Source organism: Flavobacterium collinsii (genome assembly GCF_946903285.1).
Classification (GTDB): domain Bacteria; phylum Bacteroidota; class Bacteroidia; order Flavobacteriales; family Flavobacteriaceae; genus Flavobacterium; species Flavobacterium collinsii.
The window spans coordinates 4,905,397-4,926,364 of the sequence record NZ_OX336425.1; the positions used below are offsets into that span (position 1 = coordinate 4,905,397).

Consider the following 20,968-nt stretch of genomic DNA (forward strand, 5'->3'; position numbering starts at 1 on the left):
TTTTAAAAATCAATTTCTATAATTTCCTCTTGTTTTATGGACTCAGGCTTGTATTGCGATATATATTGGGCTTGCAGACGAATTGAATTCATCGAGAATAAATGGGTAATACTAATGTCTTGCGATATATTCTTTTTAAGGAGTTCGTAAAGTTTTGTCACTAATATTGAATTCCCTCCAACATCAAAGAAATTATCTGTAACACTTATTTTCTCAATGTTTAATACAGTCCTCCAAAACTCCAATAATTGAGTTTCTAAGTCATTTCCAGGTAACACCAGAACATTCTTTATAAGATTGTCTTCTGAAACTTCAGGGAATTTTGTTTTGTCTATTTTTCCATTAGAGTTCAGAAAAAACTCTTTAATTTCAACAAAATAAGTCGGAGTCATATAGTCAGGTAAATAGCTGCTAATAGCTTCTTTTAGCTCATAGATATCAATTTTAGAATGAGCAGTGAAGTACACCACGAGAAACTTCTCTTCTTTAATTATTTTTACATCTACTACAGCCTGCTTTATTATTTTGGAAGCTTTTAAAATCGTTTTCTCTATTTCTCCTAGTTCTACCCGATATCCGCGTATCTTAATTTGGTTGTCTTTTCTACCTATAAACTCGATATTTCCATCAGGCAGCCATCTTCCCAAATCTCCCGTTTTATACATTTTTCCATTTGCATTATAAGGATCAGAAAAGAAAGTCTCTTCAGTTAAAGTATTTTTATTCAGGTAGCCTCTGGACAAAGAAAGGCCTCCTATATATAACTCTCCAATGACTCCAATAGCTTGCAGTTTTTTATTACTGTCAAGCATATAAACTTTGGTATTATCTAAAGGCTTTCCAATAATATTTTTAGGGAAATTTTTAATATTTAAATAACTGGTTGCGTCTATGACAGTTTCCGTAGGACCGTAATGATTGTTTATGCTTGCATTTGGAAATATCTCTTTAATCTTTAAAAATATTTTCTCATCTAAAGACTCTCCTCCCAAACAAATAGTTGTTACACAATCAATTTTAGAGATTGAATCATTGCTTATTAATATGTTCTTAAAATAGGTAGGCGTTCCCTGTAAAATAGTTACCTGATTTGATTCTAAAAATTTCACTATTTCATCCGAATTCAGAATAATTTCTGTCCTAGGCACTGCTATACATCCGCCAATCATTAATGGTAACAAAATTTCCAGTATAGATACATCAAACACATAATTAGTCATAAGACAACTCTTCATATCCTTAGAAAGGCCTAATAGTTGTTTTTCATGAATAAGTTTTATTGCCAGACTCTCATGCTCTACCATCACTCCTTTTGGATTTCCTGTAGTACCAGATGTATAAATTACATAGGCTAAATCATGTGGTTTGTTTATTTTTTCAGGATTCGCTTTCGAATATTCCTGCTGAACTTCTGTAAATACACCTAAAGCTTCTTCATCAATAACAATCTTGCTATTGCTATCCTTCTCGATGTAAGCAATCCTCTCCTGAGGATAATTAACATCTATTGGAACATAAGCCGCTCCCGATTTTAATATTCCCAGAATAACGATGAGCATCTTCTCGCTTCTATCAAGCTTTATACCGATCAAATCATCCGATTTAACAGCATATCGATCTCTTAAATAAAAAGCCAACTGGTTTGCCTTTTCATTTAGCTCCTGATACGTTAGTTGTGTTTCTTCAAATACAACAGCAATATTATTTGGTGTGCCGGCAACCTGATCTTCAAATAAGTCTATTATTGTTTTATCTTTTGGATAAGCTACGGCTGTATTATTAAATCCAACCAACAACTCTTGCTCTTCTTCTTTGGTGAGGTAGTCGATATCATGAATAGGCATTTCCGGCTGTTCCAAAGCTCCCGTAACAAGATTCTCAAAATGAGTAAACATTCTTTCTATCAAATAAGCATCGTAGATGTCGGTATTGTATTCAATGGTAAGGTCTAATCCTTCTGTTTCTGCAAAGGTGAAACTCACATCAAATTGCGATGTTTTTCTGGAAAACTCATAATCACTTACCTGAAAATTGGCCAGTTCCTCATTATTAAGATTATTCAACTGTCCCTGGTTTTGTAAAACAACCAGAATATCAAATAAAGCGGTACGACTCGTGTCTCTTTTTAAGTTCAGTTTGCCCACCAATACATCAAAAGGATAACTCTGATATTCGTAAGCTCCCAATAAAGTCTCTTTTTGGGAGGCCGCAAGATCTGCAAAACTGGTCTCTTTTTTCAATTGAGTTCGTATAGCAAGCGTATTGAGATACAAACCTATTTGATGCTCCAGATCCGGATGTTCTCTTCCTGCAATCGGGGTTCCAATTATGATGTCGTCCTGACCTGTATATTTATGCAACAAAGCATTTATTCCTGCCATTAAACTCATAAACAAGGTAAGGTCCTGTTCTTTTGAAAATCTTTTTAATTTATCTAAAAATACTCTCGAAAACCGGTGTGTAAGACTATCACCATTATAAGTCTGAATTAATGGACGGGTTTTAAAACTTGGTAAATCCAATACCGGTAACTCGCCTGCAAATTGTTCTAGCCAATAATGTTCGGATGCCTGATATTGCTCCTGCTGTATTTCGTCATTGAGCCACACTGCATAGTCTTTATACTGAAGGCTTAATTCAGGTAAGGCTATTTCGGTGCCTTGCGTTAGTGCATTGTAGGTTTTCACAACCTCTGATATCAAGACTTCTATTGACCATCCGTCTCCAATAATATGATGAAGGGATAAGAAAAACACATGCTCTTCTTCTTTTAATTTGATTAAAGAAGCTCTGACAAGTGGTGCTTGTTCCAAATCGAAAGGCTCATTGTTTATTGCTTGTAAATAATCTGCAATGGCTTCTCCCTGATTTTCTCTTGCACTATAGTCCTGCTCTGCTATCGTAAAGTTGACTTGCTCTGTGGGTACGATGTATTGTCGAACATCTCCGGACTGATCTGTTTTGAAACTGGTTCTCAAAATTTCATGACGAGCAATCAATCGTTTAAACGATTCTTCAAATTTAGTCCCATCAACAACTCCGGTTAGTTTGACTGCCGCTGGCATATTATACGCCAATGAACCGCCTTCCAACTGACTCAAAATCCAAAGTCGGCTTTGCGAAGAGGTCAACGGATAAGATGCTGCTTCTGTTGCTGTGGGGATTGCTATAAAATTCTTCTCCTGTAATTCCTTACTCAAGCCTTCTATTGTTGGATTGGCAAAAAACACCTTAAAAGAGACTGTTTTTCCTAATTGCTTATGTGTACGGTTGATCACCTGAGCGATGATCAGGCTATGTCCTCCTAACTCAAAGAAATTATCGGTTATCCCGATTTGCTCTATTCCTAAAACTTCCTGCCATATTAGAACCAAATTTTCTTCGGTTTTGTTTCTTGGACCTACATACTCTTTTCTTATGACATCTTCTACAGAGATACCAGGCAAGGCGTTTCGGTCTATTTTTCCGTTAGGGGTTAGTGGCAATTTCTCTAATTCAATATAAAAACCCGGAACCATATAATCCGGCAATTTCTCTTGCAGAAAACTACGCAACTGCGCTTTTTCCAGATTTGCTGCCGAAACAAAGTAAGCAACCAGTACTTTCTCCTGATTGTTTTCTTTTACTTCAACAACTACTTGTTTTAAATCTTCTGAGTACTGTAAAATGGTATTCTCGATCTCACCAAGCTCAATTCTATAGCCTCTGATTTTTACCTGATGGTCTTTTCTTCCTAAAAATTCAATGTTTCCGTCGGGTAGCCAACACGCTAAATCTCCCGTATCATACATACGCTTGCCTTCTATAAAAGGATTTGGTACAAACTTCTCTAGGGTAAGCTCCGGCTTGTTCAAATAACCTCTGGCAACACCTGAGCCAGAAACATACAACTTTCCTGAACCGCCAATAACAACTGGCTCTAAGTTATCGTCTAAAATATAAATCTGAGTGTTTGATATGGGGCGGCCAATTGGAATAACCAGATTTTCAAAATCATTTATTTTAAATACTGTTGCCCAAACGGTGCCCTCAGTTGGCCCGTATTCATTAAATAATGTGATACTTTCAAAATCTTCTTTATGAGAAGCTATCAAATCTAATTTAACCTGCTCTCCGGCTAGAATTAAATTTTTCAATTTCAAAGAATCCTTATTTTTTTTTAGTTCATTGAATAAAAAACCATAGTAACTTGGTACACAAAGCATATCTGTTACCTCGCTTTTTATTATTCTCTTTACAATACTTTCTGAATCCTTTATTACGGACTCATTTTCAATTACCAGTGTGCCTCCATTGATTAATCCTCCCCATATAACGGCAACTGAAGAATCAAAAGCATAAGAAGATATTAATAGTAACGTTTTTTGAACTTGATAAAATTCAATTCTACTAATTGTGGAACTCACAAGATTACCATGCTCCACCATTACTCCTTTAGGATTCCCGGTTGTCCCGGAAGTGTAAATAACATAGACTAAATCATGTGGATTATTGATCTTCACTATATTTTCTTTTGGAAAATTTTCCTGAATCTCACTAAATTTTTCCAACACTTTTTCATCGATAACAATCTTACTATTACTGTCTTTTTCAATATAAGCTATTCTTTCTTTTGGGTAATTAACATCTATTGGCACATAAGCTGCACCTGATTTCAATACTCCCAAAATAGCTATGATTATCTTTTCGCTTCTATCCAGTTTTACCGCTATTAAATCATCAGGCTGAATGGCGTGGTTTTCTCTTAAATAGTGCGCTAATTGATTTGATCTTTCGTTAAGTTCCTTATAAGTCAACTCTATCTCTTCAAATACAACGGCAATACTTTCGGGCGTTTTTTCTACCTGATCTTCAAATAAGTCGATTACCGTTTTAGTATTAGGATACACCATCTTAGTATCATTGAATCCTAATAAAAGCTGATTTACTTCTTCTTTTGACAAATAACTTAAATGACCGATTGGCAGCTCTGAATTCTGGAATATAGAATCTACAATGTTTTCAAAATGAGAAAAAAATCTGTGAATAAAAGCCGAATCATAAATATCCGTATTGTATTCTAATCCTAGCTTCAATCCATTTTCCATTTCAAAAAACTCAAATTTCATATCGAACTGACTCGTTGAATTTTGATATTCCGAAATTTTAGATATCTCTAAATCAGAAACTTTAAACTCATTTGCCTGGATACTTTTCTGATTTTGAAGTATGACCAAAATATCAAATAATGGAGATCTGTTTTTACTTCTCTTATGTTTAAGCTCGTTAATTAATTCATTAAATGGATAATCCTGATGTTGAAATGCCTGCAGTAAAACATTCTTTACTTTACTTAATAATTCATTAAAATTTTCAGATCCATTGAGTTTTGTTCGAATTGCCAACGTATTAATATACATTCCAATTTGATTTTCCAATTCCTGGTTTTCTCTTCCTGCAATAGCTGTTCCTAAAATTACATCATCTTGTCCTGAATATCGGTATAGCAAAAGATTCATAACAGACATTAAGGTCGAAAATAAGGTGGTGTCACCATTTTTAGAAATCATTTTCAACTTACTCAAAAAATCATCCGAGTAATTATGCCATAACGTATTCACATTATAGGTTTTAACAATAGGTCTGGCTTTTAAAGTTGGTAATTCTAAGACGGGCAATTCATCATTAAATTGATTCGTCCAGAATAATTTATTCTTTTCCAGTAGCTCGCTGTTTAAATTATTTTGCTGCCACTCTGAATAATCTTTGTACTGAATTCTTAATGGCTCTAATCTAATACTCTTATTTTGGCAAAAAGCCATATAGAATGTTAGCATTTCATTAATCAGCAAATTAATTGACCATCCGTCGCTTATAATATGCTGTATAACAAAACATAATACAATTTCTTCCGAACCGGTTCTTATCAAATTTACCCTGAATAAAGATTCAGAAGATAAATCAAATTGGTATCCTATTTCATCATCGATAATTTTCTCTAATTTTTTTTCAGGATCCTCTAAATTACTGACATCTGCATAATTTAAGTTGAATTTAAAATCAGAAGGTGATAAGATAAATTGTCTTACTTCCCCAAAACTATTCTGTTTGAATACTGTTCTTAGAATTTCATGTCTTTTGATTACCTCTTTTATTGCTAATTCAAGAATTTCAATATTTAAAGTTCCCTTAAATTTAAAAATTTCCGAAATATTATAGCCTAATGCGACTACATCTATCTGACTGAGAAGCCATATCGAATGCTGTGCCGATGAAAGAGCATAGTCCTCCTGCCGCTCTACTTTGGGTATAGCAGAAATTAAACGATTAGGTTGATTATTATTTTTCAAAAACAGTATTAACTGTTCTTTATTCTTTTTAATCGTTTCTAAAATTGAATCCGGTATTCCATCACCATCAAATTTCAATTTCAGATTTTCGTTTTCTAAAGAAATATGAATTTTATTTTCCCTAAGTGTTGCTAATAATTCTCTCATTAGATCGTTATTTCGTTTTTCAAATCAAGACTCACATTTAACCAATTTTTTTCATCTATTAAATTGGCAAGGCCTTGAATATTCTTATTAGAGAAAAAATCGCTGATCGAAATCTCTATACTAAACTCACTATTAATTTTTTTCAGAAATACCATTGCTCTTAATGAATCTCCTCCCAATTCAAAAAAGTCATCCTTTACACCAACATCAAGTATCTCAAAAAAGTCTTCGAAAATTAATTTTAGTTTTTTCTCCGTATCCGTTTGAGGAGATAGATATTCTGTTTCCAAGTCAGGTCGTTCCGTTTTCTCGTTGGTCTGCTTATAGTCTGAGTCAATATTTAGGCCTTCTATATTTAAAAAGGCTTTTAATGTTAAGTTTATGTCCTCTTTAGATATGTATATGACATTTGCATTTTTAACATTCAAACTTTTCTCGAAAACTTCAATAACCTCCGAATCAGACAAGATGTTTTGCCTATTGTAAGCCCCATTGTCTTCGAAATTAATTGCGGGAAATTCAATACATTTAAAATTACCTGCTTTGCTGTAGGCAAAATATTCTAAATAGATGTTTGAAGAAGTATATGCTGACAATCCCATTGTTCCGTATGTAGCAGACAAACTAGAGGTCATCCAGCTAAAATCAATATCAATATCTTTAAAAACTCTGTATAGATTTTCAATCCCGTTAACTTTGGGAGCCAACATATTGATTGATTTATCTAATGACAGATTCTCTATAAAATCGACATCATTGTCATTTCCTCTGGCTAAATGAATGATTCCATTAACAGTATTAAAGAGCTCTCTATTTTGTGCTACTACTCTATTAAGATCATCTGAATTGGATATATCTACGCTTAAATATTTAATATTTCCGCTCAATTTTTCTAACTCTTTATATCTCTTAACACTAAGATCTTCGCTGTCGCTAATGATACTTAAATCTCTTCTTCCTATTAATATCACATTGGCCTGATATTCGTTTATCAGGTATTTTGAAATTGAGTTCCCTAATTTTCCTAATCCTCCCGTAATCAAGTATGTTCCTTGCTTTCTGATAGACGAGCCTTCTTCTTTATTTAAATTCTGGAAAACTTTTTGAAAGTCCTGAACCCATCTCTGACCTAATCGATAGGAAACAATTCGATCAGATTGTATGTTGTTACTTAAAACCTCAGAAACAACATTCTGAACTAATTTTGCATTCCAATTATCTGCATCAATATCAACATTTACCCCAATAATCTGATTTTCAAGAGGCATAACCTTAATCAACCCTAACACTAAAGAATTGCAGTAATTAATCTTTTCGTTTCCAAGTACACTATGTAGTACATTAGTGAATACGAAAATCTTTTTGTCATTACCATTTTTCCATGTCTTAGTAATCCTTCCCAAACAAAAATAAATCAGATTGAATTCTAGATTTTCTTCAACTAACTTTACTTCTGATGCTTTAACGCTTAACGACCATAGATAAATGACACTTGAGATACTTATCCCTTCAGATTCCAGATCCTGGAACAATTGATTGTAGTTATCTGTGTTTAATGGATCAATTGAAAACTTAGATGCAGAATGTTTAAAATAAGATGCACCTGTCAATACTTCTATTACACTATTGTTTGCATCAGTAATTTCTTTAATCATTTCTCTCGAACAATCTGTGTCATCAGAAAAAACTAAGAAAGTCTTGTGATCTGAATTATTACGAGAATCAAGCACTGAACGTTTCCAGGAAGGAAAATAAAAACTATTTTCTAAATCATTTAATACAATACTATTAGCTCCATTAAACAGCTTGTTATGGTCTATTTCTGCTTTGTATCTCAAGTTATCAAAAGCATAAGTAGGTACCGAAATTCTATACCTCTCTTGATTTTCATGTAACTTCTGCCATTTTACATTAACTCCATAAGTCCAAAGTAATCCAAGGTTTTCTAAGAAATACTTTTCGTCATTTTCGTTAACTTTTATAGATCTTAAGGTATTTACTATTTTAGTGCTCTTTTCTGTTTTATGCTGTCTAAGTAGACTACTTAAGGAACTACCTGCACCAACTTCAATAAAAACACGATTATTATCTGACAGTAAACTACTTACACCTTTTGAAAATTTCACTGTATTTCTGAGTTGTTTTGCCCAGTAATCGCTTGAAATCGCTTCCTCGTTTTTAATAAAATCCCCTGTTATATTTGAAACAAAAGGTATTTGTATTTTATTGAATTCTAAATTTTTAAATTCGGCTTTAAATTCCTCAAGAATAGAATCTTGCATACTCGAATGAAAAGCATGAGAGGTATGAAGTTTAATATATGGTATATCACTCTGGGTTAATCTTTCGATTACTTTTTCTATTGCACTATCATTTCCTGAAAGAACAACCTGACCAGGCCCATTTACTGCAGCAAGAGAAATGTCATCACTTAGAAACTTTTGAGCCTGTAGCTCATCTATAGGTACACTTATCATTGAACCTTTTGGCAAACTGGCCATTAGTTCTCCTCTCTTAACCACCAATTTCAGCGCTTGCTCAAAGGTGAAAAGTCCGCTTATACAAGCCGCTGTATATTCGCCTATGCTATGGCCAATCATATAATTGGGAACTATACCAAAATCTATTAATACTTTTGCCAGCGCATATTCTACAAGAAAAATAATTGGCTGAGCAAAAGAAGTATCGTTTATATTATAGTTTTCGTCAATATTCTCAGGATACACTATTTTTTTAAAATCCTGATTTGTTAATTTCTTTAGAAACTCAAAACCAGTGTCCATATATTCTCTAAATATGGCATTCGATTCGTATAAATCTTTCCCCATATTTACATATTGAGAACCTTGTCCCGGGAACATAAAAACAACAGAACTTTGCGCCCCTTTTACTTTTGCAAATGGTTTTCTTTGTGCTGTAATTTCTTCCAGTTTTAGCTGCAATTCATTTTTATTTTTAAATGATAATGCAATTCTGTTCTCGAAATTCTGACGACCTGTTTGATAGGTATAACACATATCTGATAAATTCAAATCTTCTTCTTTTGCTAAGAAATTCGTTAATTTATCAAAATAGTTATTTAGAGAAGTCTCTGTTTTAGCAGACAAAACAAGCAAATTAAAATCCTTTTCTGAAGCATTTCTTTCTACAACCGGAGCTTCTTCCAGAATAAGATGTGCGTTTGTTCCTCCTACTCCAAATGAGTTTACGGCTGCTCTTAGAGGATTAGCATTTTTTGCTTCCCATTCTGACAGATTATTATTGACAAAAAATGGTCCTCCCTGAAAATTAATATTGGGGTCAGGCTCGTTAAAATGTAAACTTGCCGGAATTTTTTTGTTTTTTAAACTTAAAACTGTTTTAATGAATCCGGCCACTCCTGATGCCGTATCCAGATGTCCTATGTTTGTTTTAACTGAACCTATAGGACAAGCAAAATCATTGTTGTTTTTAAATGCAATATTTAATGCCTCGACTTCAATTGAATCTCCCAGCTTAGTTCCGGTACCATGTGTTTCTACATAACTTATAGTTTCGGGGTCAACTCTGGAGAATTTTTGAGCCATTTTAATACAAGCAACCTGTCCTTCAATACTGGGAGCAGTAAATCCAACTTTTTTATTACCATCATTATTAACTGCACTTCCTTTTATGATCGCATAAATATTATCTCTATCCTCTAAAGCATCTTTTAATCTTTTTAAGACTACTACACCAGTACCTTCGCCGTTAACAGTACCTGTAGAATCTTTGTCAAAAGCCTTACAATGACCGTCTCTTGAAACAATAGATCCTTCTTCATAAATATAGCCTTTCTGACTTCCGTTAACTAATGATGAAGCTCCGGCCAAAGCAATTTTAGTCTCTCCAAAAATTAATGCTTTACAAGCAGTATGAATTGCAACTAAGGAGGTTGAACAAGCCGTATTAATAGCCATTGAAGGTCCTCTTAGCCCTAACTTATAAGAAACCAGTGTCGCCAGATAGTCCTTATTGTTTATCGTATTCAGGAAAAAATTATTGACTTTCTGACTTTCGGCAGATAGATTAACAAAAGATTTCCATATAATATCTTCTCCTGCACCGGCATAAATTCCTACTGGTTCATTTATATTTTCAGGAATGTAGCCTGCATCTTCTAAAGCTTCCCAAACACACTCATGAAAAAATCTGTGTCCAGGATACATCATCTTTGCCTCATCATTAGAATACCCAAAAAATTTAGAATCAAAGCAATCTTTATTTATGATGTTTGTTGTGCAGTTAACATAATTTTTATCTTTAATAAATGCTTTGTCCATACCTGCATCAATCAACTCTTTCTCAGTCAAAAAACTCAATGATTCCTTTGACGAGATAAGGTTTTGCCAAAACTCTCTCCAGTTTGAAGCTCCTGATGTCCTAAATGACATTCCAACTACTGCAACCTCAAATCCCGAATATTGATTAGTCTTCATTATTTTCAAAATTTAATAAGTTATACGATTCTTCCATTACATTATAAAGTTCTTCTATTTTGTTTTTTTCTTCCACCAGACTGCTATTCTTGTTCGATTTCATATAATCTGAAATTGCAAAAATGTTGGGCAAATTATAGCCTTCCAGCAGTGATATATTGGTTTGAAATTCCTTATTTAAGGAGTTCAGCATTTTTATCATCAGTAGAGAATTCCCTCCTAAATCGAAAAAATTATCCTTCACCCCAATTTTATCATTGTCAATATTTAACACCTTCGACCAAATATCAACTAGCCTCAATTCTACCCCATCTCGTGGAGCTTCATATTCTTTACTCGTCAATAACTCTTCGAATGTTGGTAACTTCTTTCTATCGATCTTTCCATTGGGAGTCAATGGAATTTCATCTAGTTGAATAAAATGCCCAGGAACCATATAACTTGGTAATCTTCGCTCAACATATTCCCTCAACTCAGCAGACTCTACTTTTTTAGAACTCGTATAATAAGCTACCAGATTTTTATTCCCCGTTTCATTTTGTGCAACTAATGCCACTACCTGACTAATTTGTTCATATTGAAGTAGTACACTTTCTATTTCACCCAATTCAATTCTGAAACCATTTATTTTAACCTGATTATCAAGCCTGCCTAAATGCTCCAATGTACCGTCAGGCAGCCATCTGGCTAAATCCCCGGTTTTGTATATTGTTTCATTAATTCCTGAAAACTTCTCAAACGCAATAAATTTATCTGCTGTCAGTTTTTCTTCTTTGTAGTATCCTCTTGCCAAACCATCCCCGGCTATGCACAACTCTCCTTTTACACCTATCGGACAGACTTTATTATTCTCATCCAGAATATAAATTTGAGTGTTCTGTATTGGTTTCCCAATATTCAATTTGGAATTTTTCTGTGCTTTTTGGAAAGTGGACCAAATTGTAGTTTCTGTAGGACCATACATATTATATATTTCAGAATCTGTCCTCTCCCTAATCTTACTCAACAGCTCATTAGAAAATTTCTCTCCCCCAACAATTATATTTTTCAGGGATTTTATAAATAAACTGGAGTTATCATCTTCTAATAGTGCTTCTAAATAAGATGGCGTTATCTGCATTGAAGTAATTGGATTGGTATTAGAGACATCCGGCTTTCTATCTTTTCTGTAATTACTTTTCAGTTCAGTCAAGTGTTCTAATCCTTTAAGTACGTCAGTATCTGCAATACCAAAATCTACTAAACAGGCTATCTCGGTAACTCCTATTGCATGAATATCAGATAGTATCTTTTTACATGAATCCTTTGTTCCAAGTAAAGCCGCTGTTTGCCAGTATCTTTCAAATGCCAACTCAAGTAAATCATTCAAATCATTTTCGCTAATGGTTGTAATGTCTTTCTCTAAGGCTTTGGCTAAGTTTTGTATCAATCCCAAACTTGATCTTAGGTAGGATTTAAAAGGTTCTTTTGCTTTCTTTTTTACTTCCTCTAAATCGGTTCCAATATAGGTGTGGAGCATCAAAGCTATTTTGGCATTTTCCGGGAAATAACCATTTTCTAATAATGCTTGTTTGTAGATTTTTATATTATTTCCTAAATCTTTTATCTCCTGCCCCAGTAAATGCGTTAATATATTAGCTCCTATTTTACCTGCGCTTCTAAATGTTTCTGAGTTTCCTCCCGAAGTAATATAAATCTCTAAATTCGAATTAACCGGTCTTGGATATACCTTGATATCGATTTCCTGAGCCAAGCCATTTTCCCTTTTTACAGAACCGCCTTTCCAAAGAGTTTTTAGTTCCTTTATCTGGTCGTACATTATCTCTTGTCTATCCAGATAATTTTCCGGTTTCAGGATGAAATCATCAGCATGCCAGCCAGATGCAATAGACAATGCAACTCTTCCATTAGATAAATTGTCTACCACTGACCATTCTTCTGCTACTCTGACAGCATCATGCAATGGCAGTACAACGCTACCGGAACGAATTTCAACATTCTTTGTAATTGTTGCCAACCCTGCTCCTAATACGGATGGATTTGGAAATATTCCTCCAAATTCATGAAAGTGCCTTTCGGGCAACCATATTGCCGAAAAATCGTTTTTATCAGCATAATCTGCTGATTCCTTTAAAAACTGGTACTTATTATCATTTGAATCGTCTTGACTTGAAAAATAGAATAAACTGAAATCCAGTGCTATTGAATGGTCTTTTAAAAATAAATCAAAATTATTAAGCGAAGTATTGTCCCCTTTTAAAGTAATCGTTATACCTCTGGTTAAGGTCCAAAATAACTCCAGAATTGAAATATCAAATGAAATTGAAGTAATGGCTAATAAGTGATCTTTCTCATTTATAGAAATCGATTTATCCATTCCAAACAAAAAGTTTGTTAGATTTCCATGCTCCAGCATCACCCCTTTGGGATTTCCTGTAGTACCAGAAGTATAGATAACATAAGCTAAATCATCAAACTGATTGATCTTTTCTATATTGTTTTTCGAGTAGTTGTCTTGAATTTTATGGAATTTTTGCAGAAATGATTCGTCTATAACAACTTTGCTATTACTATTTTTTTCTACATAAGCGATCCTCTCTTCAGGATAACCCGGATCAATAGGTACATAGGCTGCGCCCGATTTCAATATTCCTAAAATAGTCACAAGCAACCATTCGCTTCTATGCAACCTAATCCCAATTAAATCATCCGGTTGAATAGTATAAGTTTCCCTTAAATAAGCTCCCAGTTGATTTGCTTTCTCATTAAGCACATGATAGGTTAGCTCAGTGTCTCCAAACACAAGAGCTACGTTATTTGGCGTTTTGCCGACTTGTTCTTCAAACAAATCTATTACTGTTTTATCTTTAGGGTAAACCGTTTCTGTATCGTTGAATGTTCCAACTAATTGGTTTTCCTCAAAATCAGTTAAATAACTGATTTCCTGTATGGCAATTTCGGGTTGCCTTAAAGATTTTGTAACAATACTCTCAAAATGAGCAAACATTCTTTCAATTAAATACGTATCAAAAATATCCGTATTATACTCAATTGTCAGGTCTAATCCTTCTGTTTCGACAAATGTAAAACCAATATCAAACTTAGAAGTCTTACTATTAAAAACGTAATCGCCTACTTCAAGATTTATAAGTTCTTCGTTATTGATATTATGCAACTGTCCTTGGTTTTGTAGAATTACCAAAACATCAAATAAAGCGGAACGGCTAGTGTCCCTTTTTAAATTCAATTTGCCTATCAATGCGTCAAAAGGATAGCTTTGATGTTCATAAGCTCCTAATAAAGTTTCTTTTTGAGCTTTTACTAAATCCAAAAAGCGATCTCCTTTTTTCAATTGAGTCCTTATGGCAAGCGTATTCAAATACAATCCCATTTGATTTTCCAGATCGGGATGTTCTCTTCCTGCTATCGGGGTTCCTATGATAATGTCATCTTGCCCTGTATACCTATGAAGTAAGGCATTTATTCCTGCCATTAAAGTCATAAATAAAGTAACATCCTGCTCTTTCGAAAACGCTTTTACCTTCTCTAAAAATACACTTGAAAATCTATGAGTACAAATATCTCCATTATAGGTCTGAACTAATGGTCGTGTTTTAAAACTCGGCAGATCCAATACCGGCAACTCTCCTTCAAATTGCTGTAGCCAGTAGTCCTCCGACACTTTATGTTTCTCTTGCTGTATTTCGCTATTAATCCATACCGCATAATCTTTGTACTGAATTCTTAATTCCGGCAGGTCAATTTCTATTCCGTTCGTTAATGCATTGTACGTTTTTACGATCTCGGCTATTAATATTTCTATTGACCATCCATCTCCAATGATATGATGTAAGCATAAGAAAAACACATATTCTTCTTCTTTTAATTTGATTAAAGAAGCTCTTACAAGCGGTCCTTTCTCTAAATTAAAAGGCTCGCTATTTTCTTTCTGCAGATAATCCTCAACAGCTACTTCCTGGTTTCGTACTGAACTAAAATCTTTCTCGTCTAATTTAAAATTTACTTGCTCAACGGGCACAATATATTGCTTAATATCTCCTGCTTCATTTGTTTTAAAATAAGTTCTTAAAATCTCATGACGATGAATTAATTTTGCAAACGATTCCTCAAACTTATCCACGTCGATAGCTCCGGTTAGCGTAACAGCTGTTGGAATATTATACGCCAATGAACCGCCTTCCAACTGACTTAATATCCACAATCGCGTTTGTGAGGATGTCAATGGATAAAATTCTGACTCTGTAGCTTTTGGTATATCTATATAGGCATTCTCTTGTAATTCCTTACTTAAACCTTCTATAGTCGGGCTTGCAAAAAAAGCTTTAAAAGATATTGTTTGACCTAATTGTTTGTGGATTCTGTTGATTACCTGGGATACGATTAAGCTATGACCTCCCAATTCAAAGAAATTATCGGTAATTCCAATCTTTGGAACTCCTAAAACTTCTTGCCATATTTTAACCAGTTCAATTTCAGTACTATTTTTTGGAGCAACATATTCTTTTCTTATAATATCTTCCTCCGAAATAGCAGGCAGGGCTTTTCGATCTATCTTTCCATTAGTGGTTAATGGCAATTTATCCAATTCTGAATAAAAATTTGGAACCATGTAATCCGGCATTTTATCTTGCAGAAAACTTCTCAATTCCGATTTATCTATCTCAGTAGTTGCTACCAAATAAGCAACTAATGCCTTCTCGCCATTTACTTCTCTGGCCTCTACAACTACCTGATTTAAATTCTCCGAGTACTGTAATATGACATTTTCTATTTCACCAAGTTCAATTCTATATCCTCTAATTTTTACCTGATGGTCTTTTCGTCCCAGAAACTCAATATTTCCGTCAGGTAACCAACAACCTAAATCTCCGGTATCATACATTCGCTCTCCTTTTATAAAAGGATTTACGATAAACTTCTCTTTCGTGAGCTCGGGATTGTTTAAATAACCTCTTGACACACCAGATCCCGAAATATAAAGTTTCCCGGTTACTCCTATTGCTACCGGTTGCAAATCTTCATCCAGCACATAAATCTGCGTATTTGAGATTGCAGAACCAATAGGCGGATTACCAATCAGGTAATCATCTTTTATGGTAATTGTTGATACAACGTGTGTTTCAGCTGGTCCATAGTGATTATGTAGTTTAGTATCTGACTTACTAATTCTCTCTATAGCTTCTTTACTTAACGTCAGCTGTTCTCCTGCCACTATTATATTTTTAATAATGCCGGACGTTAGTAAGGTATAAAAAGCTTTAACCTCTATTAATATCTTAAAATACGATGTTGGTAAAAAAACAGTTTCAATCGTATTTTTCTTTATAAAGGTTGACAGCGCATCAGAATCTGTTTTAACTATTTCAGTAATAGGATATAAAGTTGCTCCCCTTGACAATGTGGTAAATATTTCCTGAAATGAGACATCGAAACTTATACTTGTAAATTGCAATACCTTACGAACATCATTGTCGTGAAATTGCTCATTATGAAAAACGATCAGATTGAACATACATTTGTGTTCCATCATAATTCCTTTCGGAATTCCCGTAGAACCGGAAGTGTAAATAACATAAACAAGGTTCTCCTCTTTTATAAGCACCTTATTTTTTTCCTGAGAATACTTTTCTTTAACTTTATTAAACCTTTCTAATTCTGCTTCATCAATTACAACTTTACAATTGCTGTCTTTTTCCATATAGTCAATCCTCTCCTTCGGATAATTGATATCTATAGGAACGTAAGCCGCACCGGCCTTTAGCACACCTAAAATAGCTATGATAAGTTTTTCACTTCTTTCTAACTTTACACCTACTAAATCATCAGGTTGGATCGCATAATTTTCTCTTAGGTAGGATGCTAATTGATTCGTTTTTTGATCGAGCTCGCGATACGTCAATTCAGTATCTTCAAACACCACAGCCACATTTTCGGGTGCTCTCTGCACTTGCTCTTCAAATAAATCTATTACTGTTTTACTATCAGAATAAACTACTTCTGCACCGTTAAAAACAGACAAAACCTGATGCTTTTCGGGTTCCGTTAAATAATCTAGTGAACCTATTGAAAGTTCCGGTTTCGCAACGATACTATGAAATAATATTTCAAGATGAGACAATATGTTTTCTGCGAATTCTTGTGAATAAATATCGGTGTTGAATATTAGTTTTAAGCCAAGTCCTTTGTCCGTTTCTTTAAAAGAAAACTCCAAATCAAACTTGCTGACAATTTCTTCTTCTGACTGATGTCCTCTAACTACAACTTCCTGAATGTTCTGGTTACTTGCTTTAAATATTTCAGTATTCTGAACAGTAACCATCACATCAAACAATGGATTCCGACTCATATCTCTATTGAGCGGCAAATGCTCCACTAATTCATCAAATGGAAAGATTTGGTGTTCATATGCTCCTAGAGTAACTCCTTTTACCTTTGCCAATAATTCTTTAAAACTGTCTTCTTTTTCAAACTGCGTTCTTAAGGCTAAAGTATTAACATAAAAACCTATTTGATTTTGTAGATCCAACTGTTCTCTTCCAGCAACGGGGCTTCCTATAACTATGTCTTTTTGATTGCTGTATCTAAACAATAACACTTTTACGGTAGTTAATAAGCCCATAAACAAGGTAGATCCTTGTGATTGATATAATTCGTTAATTTTCTTTAGAAGATTCTCATCATAAAGTTTCTTTACAGCGTTTCCATTATAGGTCTTAATTACTGGTCTTGTTTGATAAGCGGGTAAATTTAATATCGGAAGCTCATCTGAAAATTGTTCTAACCAATAGTCTTTATGATCTTCTATACTATCATTCTTCAATTGTTCCTGCTGCCAGGTCGAATAATCTTTATACTGTATATTTAATGCTGGTAATTGGCTTGGATTTCCTTTTATATGAGCATCATAAAATTCAAATAATTCATTGGTCATTATTTCTGACGACCAACCATCGCCAATAATATGATGCATCACACAAATAAATATATACTTATCTTGTGATGTTCTTATTAATTTGGCTCTCAGCAAGGAATCGGTCGATAAATCAAAAGCATATTCTGATTCTTCCTGAATTATAGATTTTATCCTATCTGATTTATTTTCTTCTTTGCTTAAATCTTCATGTCGCAATTGGAACCGAATATCATTCAAATTCAATATTACTTGCCTAACCTCACCAGACTTATCTTCTTTGAACAGCGTTCTTAAAGATTCATGTCGCTCTATAAGTGACAGAAAAGCACTTTGCAAAGAAGGAATAACCAATTTCCCTTCCAATTCAAAAACACTCGGCATGTTATAAGCTACATTTCCACCTTCGAATTGGCTTAATAGCCACAACCTGCGCTGGGAGGAAGATAAAACATAGCTCGATTGTTCCTGCGCTTTTGGAATAATTTTTTGTTTCTCTTTTTTTGTTTTGTAGAAAGCTATAAATTCTATTAATTTGGTTTTATTTAACTGAATTTCATTTAAGATCTCCCGGGTCACAACTCCTTTAGGCGCCTGAATGTCAAGACCATCTCCAACCAAATCAATTTTTATATTAAGTTCATTTAATTTTTTAAGTAGTGTTTTCATTTCCCTTATCTTATCAAAATTTATTAATTACCTGTTCGACTTCTTTCTTCTTCATTACCAGTTTCTCTTTGTCCTGTCTTAATCTTCTTATTCCCGAACTTATACGAAACGGAGAACTGAAGCGCCTGTCTGTCGCGATAATATCTACCCTCGTTGTAAACATCATTAACTCTTGAATTTATACTGATTACTTCGGTTCTGAATATATCACTTCCCTTTAATGACAGCGTCAGATCTTTATCTAGTAGCAAATATTGAAGAGTTAACGATAACGAACTCATCGCATCATTTTTGTAAAAACCATCATTACCAGGGAAACTATACCAATAATTTAAATTAAAAAGCAAGGTCTTTTTCGAATTAAGAATAAAGTCATTATTTGTGGAAATCATAGAATTAAACCCTTTTTGTCCACCTTGGGTTATCGCTAATTTTGATTTTGAAATCGAATAATTAATATCGAAAGTATTGATACTCGTCCACCATTTAATTTTGTCAAAAACAAAGTTTTCCGAAATACCATATCGCTGTATATCAATAAAATTATCAATTGCAAATCGGATCAAATTGGTCGTAGGGTCTGTTATTGGAATTTCATTAAACATATCATCCTGATAACTAAAATAAACCTTAGTTTCCAGCTTTTTGTAGGTATAGGTCAATTCTAAATTATCTATAAAAGAAGGCTGCAAGAAAGGATTTCCCTCTATAGTTTGAAACGGATTAAGAAAGGTAACGTTTGGATTTAAGTCATAAAACTGAGGTCTTTCAATTCTTTTACTATAACTCAAAGTATATGTTGAATTGTCATTTGGCTTGTAAGACACATAAGCCGTTGGAAAAAATTTAACGTAATCCAGTTTTGTAGATTGGCTTAAACTTTCCGCAAAAGTTTTGGTTTGAGTAGCTTCCATTCTTAAACCGAACTGTGACTCCCAATACTCATTAATCTTTTTATTTCCTGAAATATAAAACGCTTGTACATTTTCGGTGTACTCAAATTTATTCTTGGATAAAATAAACTCTGAAGGAGGAGTATCAACTAATCCGCTATTAAAAGCAAAAATGTCATTGTGCGTTTGTGAGTTTGAAATTTTGCTTCCAAAGCTCAATACCGCCCATTTCGTTGGATAATCAATATCTAGTTTTCCTGAGAAATTATTGATATCCTGACTGTTATCATTTATCCCTGCATAATATTTTTCTGAATAGGGTAATGGAACTTCAATAACAGAAATTCCATTGTAAGTTCTGACATCTTTGTTATTAAAGTTAAAGTAATCAAGATTTAGGGTAAGTTTCTTTCCTATAGTATCTAATTTAAACTCATTATAGAAGCTCAACGATTTGATATTCGGATTCTGTACTTCTTTACCATCTGACTTCAAATAACGGTTTAATCGGCCTGTTGTATAATCAGTAACACCTGTAAACGGACTTTCTGTATTTTTAGAATCATTATTATTGTATAAAAATTGCCCCCCCATAATCCATTTAGGGGAAATCTGATAATCAATAGTTAATTTTCCATTTACTCGGGCATATTTTTCTTTATCTGGTTCGCTGGTATGCCATAATCCATCAGGGAAGTAAGTGTAATTATCCTGATTTACATATCTTGTTCCATTTTTATAATTAAGCGAAGAAGAAATACTCAACTTGTTCTTATTATAATTAAAACTCCCCAAAACAGCACCATCACTGTAAGTTCTCTGCAGGAAAGTAGTACCAATTAATGCATTCCAGGAATCTTTCTTAGCCTTTTTTAATTTTATATTGACCATACCGCTATTTCCAGCGGCCTCGTACTTAGCTGGAGGTGTAGTAATTACCTCAATACTCTTAATAATATCTGAAGGTATTGATTTTAAAAAATTTGCCAGGTCTTCCTCCGAGAGTTGAATGATTTTGTCATCAACCATGACTGCCACACTGCTTTTTCCAATAATAGCTATATTGTCATTTTGCACTTTTATTCCCGGGGTAATCCTAAGAGCTTCTAACGCGTCACCTCCTGTAGCACTAATCGAATTTTCTACATTAAAAACCACTCGATCTACCTTTCTTTCAATTAGTTTCTTTTTACCAACAACTACAACAGATTCTAACACTATTGCAGCATCGACTACTATATTGCCTAAATCTAAATCTGCATTCAATTCGATATTCCTTGATGCAATTGTTTTATTTGCCTGCCTAACCTGTAACTCATATACCCCCGGTTGGCTTTCCAATACGAAATCCCCCTTTTCATTAGTAAGTTCGCTTTTAATAGCAGCAGAGTCTTTACCTATTAATATAACTTCTGCAAACTCAATTGGATTATTATCTTTAGAAGTAACTTTTCCGGTTACTTTTACCTGAGCCGACAATACTGAGCTTAACAGCACAAGCAATAAAAAGATGCTTTTCTTCATTGTATTTTTTTTGAGTAA

4 protein-coding genes are annotated in these 20,968 nt (G+C 33.8%); all 4 read right to left on the reverse strand.

What is annotated here, in order from left to right; translation table 11 throughout:
• Positions 1-2 precede the first annotated feature (2 nt).
• The 4 genes from OGZ34_RS19710 to OGZ34_RS19725 are packed head-to-tail and all read right to left on the reverse strand — an operon-like array spanning position 3 to position 20,950.
• Positions 3-6,476: a non-ribosomal peptide synthetase gene (locus OGZ34_RS19710; protein ID WP_263361443.1), complete on the reverse strand. Its 6,474-nt coding sequence runs from the start codon at positions 6,474-6,476 to the stop codon at positions 3-5.
• Positions 6,476-10,933, reverse strand: a complete 4,458-nt coding sequence (locus OGZ34_RS19715; RefSeq protein ID WP_263361444.1) for a type I polyketide synthase — start codon at positions 10,931-10,933, stop codon at positions 6,476-6,478. Before OGZ34_RS19715 ends, OGZ34_RS19710 begins: the two co-directional genes overlap by 1 nt.
• Positions 10,923-18,533, reverse strand: a complete 7,611-nt coding sequence (locus OGZ34_RS19720; RefSeq protein WP_263361445.1) for a non-ribosomal peptide synthetase — start codon at positions 18,531-18,533, stop codon at positions 10,923-10,925. Before OGZ34_RS19720 ends, OGZ34_RS19715 begins: the two co-directional genes overlap by 11 nt.
• A 23-nt stretch (positions 18,534-18,556) precedes the next feature.
• Positions 18,557-20,950, reverse strand: coding sequence for a TonB-dependent receptor domain-containing protein (locus OGZ34_RS19725; RefSeq protein ID WP_263361446.1), 2,394 nt, complete (start codon positions 20,948-20,950; stop codon positions 18,557-18,559).
• Positions 20,951-20,968: the final 18 nt, after the last annotated feature.